The 10566-nt window shown below is 74.3% G+C and carries 4 protein-coding genes and 1 rRNA gene; all 5 read left to right on the top strand.

The annotated features are described in order from the left end of the window. Positions 1-91 (top strand): 5S ribosomal RNA (gene rrf, locus ACFUEL_RS26260); the annotation flags it as partial. Between the two features lie 207 nt (positions 92-298). Next, positions 299-3673, top strand: a complete 3375-nt coding sequence (locus ACFUEL_RS26255) for an FtsX-like permease family protein (protein WP_380239229.1) — start codon at positions 299-301, stop codon at positions 3671-3673. Then, positions 3670-6630, top strand: a complete 2961-nt coding sequence (locus ACFUEL_RS26250; RefSeq protein WP_380239228.1) for a hypothetical protein — start codon at positions 3670-3672, stop codon at positions 6628-6630. Before ACFUEL_RS26255 ends, ACFUEL_RS26250 begins: the two co-directional genes overlap by 4 nt. 143 nt (positions 6631-6773) lie before the next feature. Then, a complete protein-coding gene (locus ACFUEL_RS26245; RefSeq protein ID WP_380239227.1) occupies positions 6774-8972 on the top strand; it encodes an ATP-dependent RecD-like DNA helicase in 2199 nt (732 codons plus the stop codon). 233 nt (positions 8973-9205) lie between these two features. Next, positions 9206-10495, top strand: coding sequence for a citrate synthase (locus tag ACFUEL_RS26240; protein ID WP_380239226.1), 1290 nt, complete (start codon positions 9206-9208; stop codon positions 10493-10495). Positions 10496-10566 lie beyond the last annotated feature (71 nt).

Raw genomic sequence — 10566 nt, 5'->3', positions numbered from 1 at the left:
GCCCGGTTACATTCCGAACCCGGAAGCTAAGCCTCACAGCGCCGATGGTACTGCAGGGGGGACCCTGTGGGAGAGTAGGACGCCGCCGAACAATCATTGAAGGAAAAGCCCCCCGACGGGACGTCGGGGGGCTTTTTCGCGTTCCCGGGTCGAAATCGGGGGTCGGCGGCAGGCGAACGAGTCCGGTCCGTGATCGTCGGACGGTTGTTTGGACAGAGGGGTTGGCGGCAGACTGCCCGTCAGCAGGATTGGTCCAGACCACCGATCGACGATCGACGACGGAAGGACTTCGGGGGACATGAGAGCGGACGGGCGGGGTTCACCCGCCGGTGTGCGCCGGGCCGGGCAGCACGGGGTCGTGCTGGGGGCCGCGGCGGTGACGGTGTTGTTGGCGGTGGCGGTGTTGACGGCGTTGACGGCGTTGACGGCGAGTTCGGTCACGGAGGGGATGCGGCAGCGGTTGGAGGGTGATCCGCGGCTGTCCGTCTCGGTGGCGGGGCGGTACGCGGAGGGGGCGGACGCGAAGGCGGACGCCCAGGTGCGGGCGGCGTTGCGGCGGGTGTTGCCGGGGGTGCCGGTGCAGGTGGAGGAGGTGCTGCACAGTTCCAATGCGCTGTCGGTGCCGCTGCCGCCGGGGTCGACGGTCGGGGCGGCGACGGGGGCGAACGCCTCGGGGTTGCCGGTGGTGCCGATCGCGGTGGCGGATCCGCAGCGCTTCGCGCAGTTGACGCGGGGTGCCTGGCCCCAGGGGGCGGGGCAGGTGGCGCTGTCGGAGGAGGCGGCGCGCTGGCTGGGGGTGTCGGTCGGGGCGACGATGCCGGTGAAGAGGATCGACGCGTCGATGCCGGTGACGGTGAGCGGGGTGTACCGGCCGGCGCCGGGGACGGAGGCGGTGTGGCGGTCGTGGGCCGTGTCGTCGTCGCTGAGGACGCCGTCGGGGCTGGTGCTGGCGTCGCGGGAGCTGCTGCGGACGGCGCCGTTGCTGCACGAGGAGGTGGACGTGCAGTGGACGGCGGTGCCGGACGTCCGGGGGTTGCGGATCGACGGGTTGACGGCGGTGCGCGACCGGGTGGAGCAGCTGACCGGGGGCAACGTGGTCAGGTCGGTGTTCCACGGGACGGAGCCGCCGCTGACGACGTTGCGGGCGGTCAGTGAGATCCCGCAGGCGCTGGACGGGCTGCGGTCGCCGATGATGGTGGCGCGTTCCGGGATGCTGGTGCCGGTGACGATGCTGGGTGTGCTGTCGGCGGTGACGATGGTGCTGACGGCCCGTCAACTGGCGGACTTCCGGCGGGCGGAGCTGCTGCTGCAGTTGGCGCGCGGCGCGGGTCGGGCCCGGTTGCTGGGGGCCGCCGCGGCGGAGTGGGCGCTGTGCACGGTGCCGGCGGCGCTGCTGGGGCTGTGGGCGGCGGGGCCGCTGCTGGGGTTGCTGGAGCGGCTGGGGTTGCCGGTGGAGGGTGCGGCCGCGGAGGCGTCCGGGCCGGCGGCGTGGGCCGTGGCGGGAACGGCGTTGGTGCTGCACGGGTGTGCGGCGCTGCTGCCGGTGGTGTGGACGGCTGACGGTGGCGAACGGGAGACGCCATCGCGCAGTGCGCGCCGGGTGGTTGCGCAGCGGGCCGGGGCGGACCTGGTGCTGGCGGCGGTCGCGGTGCTGGCGTACTGGCAGTTGCGGCAGTACCGGGGGTTGCTGAGTCCGGCGTCGAGCGCGGTCGGGTTCGATCCGGTGCTGGTGGTGGCCCCGGTGGTGATGACGGTGGCGGCGGCGTTGCTGTTGCTGCGTCTGTTGCCGCCGCTGGGGCGGTTGTTGGAGGCGCTGGCGCGGCGCGGGCGGGGTCTGGTGGCCCCGTTGGGCGGCTGGCAGGTGAGCCGGGGGCGTGCGGGGCAGGGCGCTCCGGTGCTGTTGATGGCGCTGGCGCTGGCGGTGGGGGCGTTGACCACCACGGTGATCGCCGGCGAGCCGCCGAACGACCGGGACCGGGCCGCGTTCGAGGTGGGCGCGGACCTGCGGGTGTCGGGCGGTGAACTCCCGGTGGGGCAGCGGTACGGGGCGCTGGCGGGGTTGCCCGGGGTGGCGGCGGTGACGCCGCTGGTGTCGGTGCAGGGCACGGTGCGCGGTGTGCCGACCACGGTGTTCGGGCTGGACGCCGGGGCGGTGCGGCCGGTGGCGACCGCGGCCCGGATGGAGTCGGGGGCGTCGGTGCACGCGGTGCCCGCGCTGCGTTCGGATCTGGAACGGGGCTCGCTGGCCGGTCAGTTGGACCGGTTGGGGGCGGACGTCCCGGCGCACGGGATGGTGCTCGCGGGGCGGCCGGCGTCGGTGGACGTGCAGGCGTCGGTGGCGTCGCAGGACCCGGTGGAGCGGACCGGCCCGGTGTGGCTGGAGGCCCAGGTGGAGGACGCGGGCGGCCTGGTGGCGTCGCTCCGGGCGCGGGTGGTGCCGGACGGGGTGTCCCGTACGGTGTCGCTGCCGCTGGCCGCGGAGGGGCTGCACTACCCGTTGCAGGTGACCCGGTTGTCGCTGCGGTCCGCGCCGGTGAAGGGGTACCCGCGGGCGCTGCTGACGCTCACGGTGTCGGGTGTCGGGGGTGCTTCGATGCCGGAGGCGACGCGGTGGGCGAACGTCACCCGGGGGACGCCGGACCGGGCGGTCGGCCTGGGGTGCCCGGGGCGCGACGAGGCGGGCCAGGGGTGGCCGGAGCTCAAGTCGGGGGTGTGCTCGTCGTCGTCCCGGTCGGACGGGGCGCTGCTGACGGCGGTGGTGCGCGCGGCCGCTCCGGAGATCGGGGTGCCCGCGGACGAGGCGGAGTCGTTCTCGCTGAGCACGGGGGACGACACGGTGTCGTTCGCGCTGCTGCCGCAGTCCGGGGGTAAGAAGCGGGACGTGGTGCCGGCGCTGGTGAACGCGGCCTTCCTGCGGGAGACCGGGCTCGCGGCGGGCGCGCAGACCCGGCTGCTGTCCGGGGAGGAGGACCAGTTCGGGCTGCTGGTCGTCGGCGTGCTGGACGACCTGCCGGGTGGTCAGGGGCGTGACGTGCCACAGGTGTTGGTGGATCTGAAGGCGCTGTCCGCGGTCCGGTCGGTGCTCGGGTCGGACCCGGTGGCGGACGAGGCGTGGCTGCTGGCCGCGTCGTCGGAGGACGGCGGGGTGCGGGCGGAGCGGGCGATCGCGGCCGATCCGCGGCTGGGCCGGGTGGACAGTGTCCGGGCGCGGGCGGCGGCGCTGGCCGCGGACCCGTTCCGGTCCGGGCGGCGCAGTGCGCTGGTGCTGTCGCTGGTGCTGTCGCCGGTGTTCGCGGTGGCCGGGTTCACGGTGCACGCGGTGGGGTCGGCGCGTTCCAGGCGGCGGGAGTTCGCGGTGCTGCGGGCGCTCGGCGTGCGGCGCCGGCAGTTGGCCGGGGTGCTGCGGCTGGAGCAGTCGGTGGTGGTCGGTTTCGCGGTGGCGCTGGGTGCCGTCCTGGGCGTGGTGCTGGCGGCGGTGGTCCTGCCGCTGATCGTGGTCGACAACGGCGGCCGGGCGGTGTTCCCGGCGCTGGAGCCGACGGTGGGCTGGGGCTGGACGGCGGTGGTGGTGCTGGCGACCGGCCTGGGGGTCGGTTCGGTGGTGCTGGTGCTGTCGCGGATGTTGGCGCGGGTCGATCTGGCGCGTGAGCTGCGGGCGGGGGAGAACGGATGATCGGGCGGGACGGAAGGCGTTCGGTCCGGCTGCGGCCGGGCGGGTTCGGCGGCTGGCGGCCGGCGGCGCGGGAGGCCCGGACGGGCTGGCCGGTGCTGGTGGTGCTGGCGGTGCTGTCGGCGGTGCTGACGGTGGCGACGCTGCTGTGGCCGCCGGTGTTCGACCGGCTGGCGACGAAGGAGGTGGCGCGCCGGCTGGACGTGGCGCAGGTGAACGGCCCGCTGCTGAAGGCGGTCGCGTCGGTGAACCCGCCGGTGGACGGCAAGGGGGCGTCGCTGGCGCCGCGGTTCGGCACCCTGGACGAGGACCTGACCAGGGTCGGGGAGGGGATGCGGCAGAGTTCCTCCGGTGAGCTGGCGCGGTCCCTGGTCCGGGTGTCGGGCTGGGCGCAGGCCGCCGGCATGGAACTGTCGGGCGACGGTGTGCCCCAGCCGCACGGCAACCCGGGGGTGCTGTCGCTGGTGTACGCGCAGGACGCGGCGGACCGGGTGCGCTGGGTGGCCGGCCGGGCGCCGGGGCTGCCGGCCGATCCGGGGAAGGCGCCGGTCGAACTGGGGCTGTCCGCGGCCTCGTTGGAGCAGTTCGGCCTGAAGGTCGGCCAGCGGGTGCACTTCTCCGGGCCGCCCGGGGGGACCGGCTTCACCGACGCGGTGGTGGTCGGCGAGTTCGAGCCGCTGGACGGTTCGGACGACCTGTGGCGCGAACTGCCGCTGCTGAACTCGCCGATGGACTCGCAGGACCGGCCGAGCGTGTACATCAGGTACGGGCAGGCGATGGTGTCCGCGGCGGGCCTGGAGGCGATGGAGGCGCGCGGCTCGCGGTCGCTGGACGCCACCTGGGTGTTCTGGACCGCGGAGCAGCCCTGGGGCACCGCGGGCACGGCGGCCGGTGCGGCCGAACTGTCGAGCGGAGCCCGGGGGTTCGGCGAGGCGCTGGCGATGGCGGCGTGCGGCGGGGTGGTCTCGGACCGGTTCCCCTGCCACGCCGGGACGCGGACGATGGCGCCGCCGACGCTGACCCAGCAGGTGTCGGGGCTGGCGGACGCGTTCGCGGTGCAGCGGGTCCGGACGGTGGTGCTGCAGTCCTTCGCGCTGGCGGGCCTGCTGTCGGTCGGGGTGTCCACGGCGGTGGCCGCGGCCCGGCTCGGCGCGAGGCGCAGGGAGGGGGCCCTGGCGCTGCAGCGGGCCCGCGGCGCGGGTGAGCCCGCACTGGCCGCCGTTCGGCTGCTGGAGGCCGTCCCGGCGGCCCTGGCGGGCCTGTTGGCGGGCTGGGCGGTGTCCGTCCGGTGGTCCGGCGGGCGGCCGCTGGGCGCGTGGTGGCCGGCGGCGGTGGCGGTGGCGCTGGTGGCGTGCGCCCCGGCGGTGGCGGTGTGGTGGCAGGGCCGGGAGGCCCGCCGGGCGGGCCGGGAGCCGGTGCGCCGGCGGGGCCTGAAGCGGGCGCTGGGCCTGTCGGCGCGGCCGGCCGCGGAGGGGGCGGTGCTGCTGCTCGCGGTGGTGGGCGTGCTGCAGTTGCGGCTGCGCGGCGCGGTGCCGGCGGGGGCCGGGACCGATCCCCAGATGGCCCTGGTGCCGGTGGTGCTGGGCCTGGCGGCGGTGGTGGTGGTGCTGCGGGTGTACCCGGTGCCGCTGCGGCTGGTGACCCGGTGGGCGCGGCGCGGTCGCGGCGCGGTCGCGCTGGTCGGCCTGGCGCAGGCCGGGCGGCGTTCGGGCGCGGCGGCGACGGCGCTGCTGGTGCTGGTGCCGGCGCTGGCCTGCGCGGTGTTCGGCGCGCTGGTGTCCGGCACGGTCCGGGAGGGCCGGGCGGAGGCCGCGCGCTGGCGCACCGGCGGTGATGCGGTGGTCCTCGGGCCGTCGCAGCGCGCGCTGCCGGTCGACGGGCTGGGGAAGGTGCCGGGGGTCGCCGGGGTGCTCCAGGTACGCGGCGGGCAGGGCACGCTGACCTCGGACGAGGACGGCGCGAAGCTGCGGGGCGTGGGCCTGGTCGGGGTGGATCCGGCGGAGCTGGCCCGGTTCGAGCCGTCCTCGCGGCTGGCCGCGGCGCTGGCCGCCCCGGAGCTGGCCGAGCCGCTGGCCGAGGGCGCGGAGCTCCCGGCGCTGGCCGACCGGGCGACGGCGGACCGGTTCCCGGACGGCGCGTTCGACGTGGACGCCGGGATCAGCCGGTTCCGGGCGCGGATCGTCGGGACGCTCCCGGACGGGGCGGCCGCGGACCGGGCGATCGGGCCGGTGGTGGGCGACGCCGGCACCGCGGGCGGACTGCTGGTGTTCGGCGGTCCGGGCGCGGAGCGGCTGCCCAAGCAGAGCGGGCAGCGCAACGCGGCGGTGCTGTTCGCCGATCCGGGCCGGCCCGGATCGGCGGCGGGCGCGGGCCGGATCGACGCGGAGCGGCTGCGGACGGTGGTGGCGGGTTCGGCGGCGGCCGCGGGCGCGGGCGGCGGCGGCGCGGCGGGCGGGGCGATCAGCCGCGGTGCGCCGATCGAGATCCGTTACCTGGACCGGGAGTTGCGGGAGTCGTCGGCCGACGGGCTGGTGTCCGCGCTGGACACGGCGTTCCAAGCGTCGGCGGCGATCGGCCTGCTGCTGGGGCTGCTCGCGGTGGTCCTGGAGCTGCTGCTCAGCTCGGTGGAGCGCGGGCGGGTGCTCGCCCACCTGCGGACGCTGGGGCTCGGCGGGCGGGCCGCGGCGGGGGTCCAACTCGTCCAGCTGCTCCCGGTGGTGGCGGCGGCCGTGGTCGGCGGCACGCTGCTCGGGCTGGCGCTGCCGTGGCTGCTGGGGCCGGCCCTGGAGCTGCGGGCCTTCACCCAGGGGCCCGGTGCGCCGGCGTTCGCCCCGGACTGGGCGGGCGTCGCGGTGGCGGCGGTCGGACTGCTGGTGCTGGTGCCGTGCGCGGCGGCGCTGGAGGGCGTGGCGGGGCGCGGGCGCGTCCCGCGGGTGCTCCGGCTGGGGGAGGGCGGGTAGCGGCGGGTCCTCCCGGGGGTGACGGGGCCGTGCGCCGCGGGCGCGCGGCCCCGTCGGGTCCGCTTCGTCGGGTCGGGGCGGGGTGTCAGCCGGGCGGAGTACCTTTCGCGGTGGTGTGTTCCTGATCGCGGGTGAGGTGTCCGGTGCAGCTGGCGCAGGTGGAGGGGGTCCTGGAGCGGATCACGTACGCCAACGAGGAGACCGGGTACACGGTCGCCCGGGTGGACACCGGCCGCGGCGCGAACGACCTGCTGACGGTGGTGGGGGCGCTGCTGGGCGCGCAGGTGGGGGAGAGCCTGCGGCTGTTCGGGCGGTGGGGTTCGCACCCGAAGTTCGGGCGGCAGTTCACGGTGGAGAACTACACGACGGTGCTGCCGGCCACCGTCCAGGGCATCCAGCGGTACCTGGGCTCGGGGCTGATCAAGGGTATCGGCCCGCGGTTCGCCGAGCGGATCGTGGAGCACTTCGGGGTGGAGACCCTGGAGGTGATCGAGAACGAGCCGAAGCGGCTGATCGAGGTGCCGGGCCTGGGCCCGAAGCGGACGAAGATGATCGCGAAGGCGTGGGAGGAGCAGAAGTCCATCAAGGAGGTGATGGTCTTCCTGCAGGGCGTCCAGGTGTCGACCTCGCTGGCGGTGCGGATCTACAAGCAGTACGGCGACGCCTCGATCGGGGTGGTGAAGAACCAGCCGTACCGCCTGGCGGCGGACGTGTGGGGCATCGGCTTCCTGACGGCGGACCGGATCGCGCAGGCGGTGGGCATCCCGCACGACTCGCCGGAGCGGGTGAAGGCGGGCCTGCAGTACGCGCTGTCGCAGTCCACCGACGACGGGAACTGCTACCTGCCGGAGGAGCGGCTGATCGCGGACGGCGTGAAGCTGCTGCAGGTGGACGTGGGGCTGGTGATCGACTGCCTGGCGGAGCTGGTCGCCGAGGAGGGCGTGGTGCGCGAGCGGCTGCCGGGCGCGGAGGGGCAGGAGGTCACGGCGGTGTACCTGGTGCCGTTCCACCGGGCGGAGGTCTCGCTGGCCGGCCAGCTGCTGCGGCTGCTGCGCACCCCGGAGGACCGGATGCCGTGGTTCCAGGAGGTGGACTGGCCGGCCGCGCTGGGCTGGCTGGCGAAGCGGACGGGCGCCGAACTCGCCCCGGAGCAGGAGCAGTCGGTGCGCCTGGCGCTGACCGAGAAGGTCGCGGTGCTGACCGGCGGGCCGGGCTGCGGCAAGTCGTTCACGGTGCGGTCGATCGTGCAGCTGGCGCTGGCGAAGCGGGCGAAGGTGGTGCTGGCGGCGCCGACCGGGCGGGCCGCGAAGCGGCTGGCGGAGCTGACCGGCGCGGAGGCGTCCACGGTGCACCGGCTGCTGGAGCTGAAGCCGGGCGGGGACGCCGCGTACGACCGGGACCGGCCGCTGGACGCGGACCTGGTGGTGGTCGACGAGGCGTCGATGCTCGACCTGATCCTGGCGAACAAGCTGGCCAAGGCGGTCGCGCCGGGCGCCCACCTGCTGTTCGTGGGGGACGTCGACCAGCTGCCCTCGGTGGGGGCGGGCAAGGTGCTGCGGGACCTGCTCTCGCCCGGCAGCCCCGTCCCGTCGGTGCGGCTGACCAGGATCTTCCGGCAGGCCCAGCAGTCCGGCGTGGTGGTCAACGCGCACCGGATCAACGAGGGCCTGCCGCCGCTGACCGAGGGCCTGCCGGACTTCTTCCTGTTCGTCGAGGACGACGCGGAGCGCGCGGCCGGCCTGACGGTGGACGTGGTGGCCCGCCGGATCCCGCAGCGCTTCGGCCTCGATCCGCGCCGGGACGTCCAGGTGCTGGCGCCGATGCACCGCGGCCCGGCCGGCGCGGGCGCGCTGAACACGCTGCTCCAGTCGGCCGTCACCCCGGCCCGCGAGGGCCTGCCCGAACGCCGGTTCGGCGGGCGGACGTTCCGGGTCGGCGACAAGGTCACCCAGATCCGGAACAACTACGACAAGGGGCGCAGCGGCGTCTTCAACGGCACAGTGGGCGTCGTGACGGCACTGAGCGTGGACGACCAGCGGCTGACGGTGATGACCGACGAGGACGAGGAGGTGCCGTACGACTTCGACGAGCTCGACGAGCTGGCGCACGCGTACGCGGTGACGATCCACCGTTCGCAGGGCAGCGAGTACCCGGCGGTGGTGATTCCCGTCACCACCTCGGCGTGGAACATGCTCCAGCGGAACCTGTTGTACACGGCGGTGACGCGGGCCAAGAAGCTGGTGGTGCTGGTCGGGTCGCGCAAGGCCATCGGGCAGGCGGTGCGGGCGGTGAGCACCGACCGGCGGCACTCCGCGCTGGGCCACAGATTGGCTGCGGGCTGAGTTCGAGGCGGTACGGTACGTTCAGAGGTTGTCTTGACGTGAAGAGATTTAGGGCGGAACCTGGTCCGGTGCCGCTGCCGATCTTGTCCGGTTCGCACCGGTGGCGGCAGCGGAGTTTGTAGGCCCCGGTCCTTCCCGGGGCCACCCCCGGGTGCGCGGCCGTCCTTCGGGTGGGGGATCGTTGAGACAGTCAGGGCAGTCGGATGAGGATCAATTTCGTCGGTGAGGAAGACGTGAGCGACAAATCGGTAGTACTGCGGTACCAGGACGGCGAGTACGAGTACCCCGTCGTCGAGAGCACTGCGGGCAACTCCGGCTTCGACATCTCGAAGCTGCTCCCGCAGACCGGCCTGGTCACCCTGGACAACGGTTTCGGCAACACCGCCGCCAACAAGTCCGCGATCACCTTCATCGATGGTGACGCCGGCATCCTGCGCTACCGCGGCTACCCGATCGAGCAGTTGGCCGCGGAGGCCAACTTCATCGAGACCGCTTACCTGCTGATCAACGGTGAGCTGCCGAACGCGGGCGAGCTGGCCGCGTTCAGCAACGAGATCACCCAGCACACCCTGCTGCACGAGGACGTCAAGCGCTTCTTCCAGGGCTTCCCCCGGGACGCGCACCCGATGGCGATGCTCTCCTCGGTGGTCGGCGCGCTCTCCACGTTCTACCCGGAGAGCCACAACCCGTTCGACGAGGCGCAGCGCAACCTGTCGACGGTCCGCCTGCTGGCGAAGCTGCCGACCATCGCGGCGTACGCGTACAAGAAGGCGATGGGCCAGCCCTTCGTCTACCCGCGCAACGACCTCGGCTACGTCGAGAACTTCCTGCGGATGACCTTCGCCGTCCCGGCCGAGGACTACGAGCTCAACCCGGTCGTGGTCAACGCCCTGGACAAGCTGCTCATCCTGCACGCGGACCACGAGCAGAACTGCTCCACCTCGACGGTGCGCCTGGTCGGCTCCTCGCACGCCAACCTGTTCGCCTCCATCTCGGCGGGCATCTCGGCGCTGTGGGGCCCGCTGCACGGCGGCGCCAACCAGGCCGTGCTGGAGATGCTCGAGCAGATCCAGAAGGACGGCGGCGACGTCGACGCGTTCATCCGCAAGGTGAAGAACCGCGAGGACGGCGTCAAGCTGATGGGCTTCGGCCACCGCGTCTACAAGGCGTTCGACCCGCGCGCCGCGCAGGTCAAGGTGCTCGCCCACGAGGTGCTCGCCCAGCTCGGCCAGTCCGACGAGCTGCTGGAGATCGCCCTCAAGCTGGAGGAGCACGCGCTCAAGGACGACTTCTTCGTCTCGCGCCGGCTCTACCCGAACGTGGACTTCTACACCGGCCTGATCTACCGCGCGATGGGCTTCCCGACCAGCATGTTCACCGTGCTGTTCGCGATCGGCCGGCTCCCCGGCTGGATCGCCCACTGGCACGAGATGATCAAGGACCCGACCAGCCGGATCGGCCGCCCGCGGCAGATCTACACCGGCGTGGAGATCCGCGACTACGTGCCGCTCGACGGCCGCTGAGCCGTCGGCCGGAAGCGCCGAGAAGCACTGAAGGGGCCCGGCCCCGCCCTCCCGCACAAGGGGGGCGGGGC

Source organism: Kitasatospora sp. NPDC057198 (assembly GCF_042670125.1).
In the GTDB taxonomy this organism is placed as follows: Bacteria; Actinomycetota; Actinomycetes; order Streptomycetales; family Streptomycetaceae; genus Kitasatospora.
This window is presented reverse-complemented; position numbering and strand designations above follow the sequence as displayed.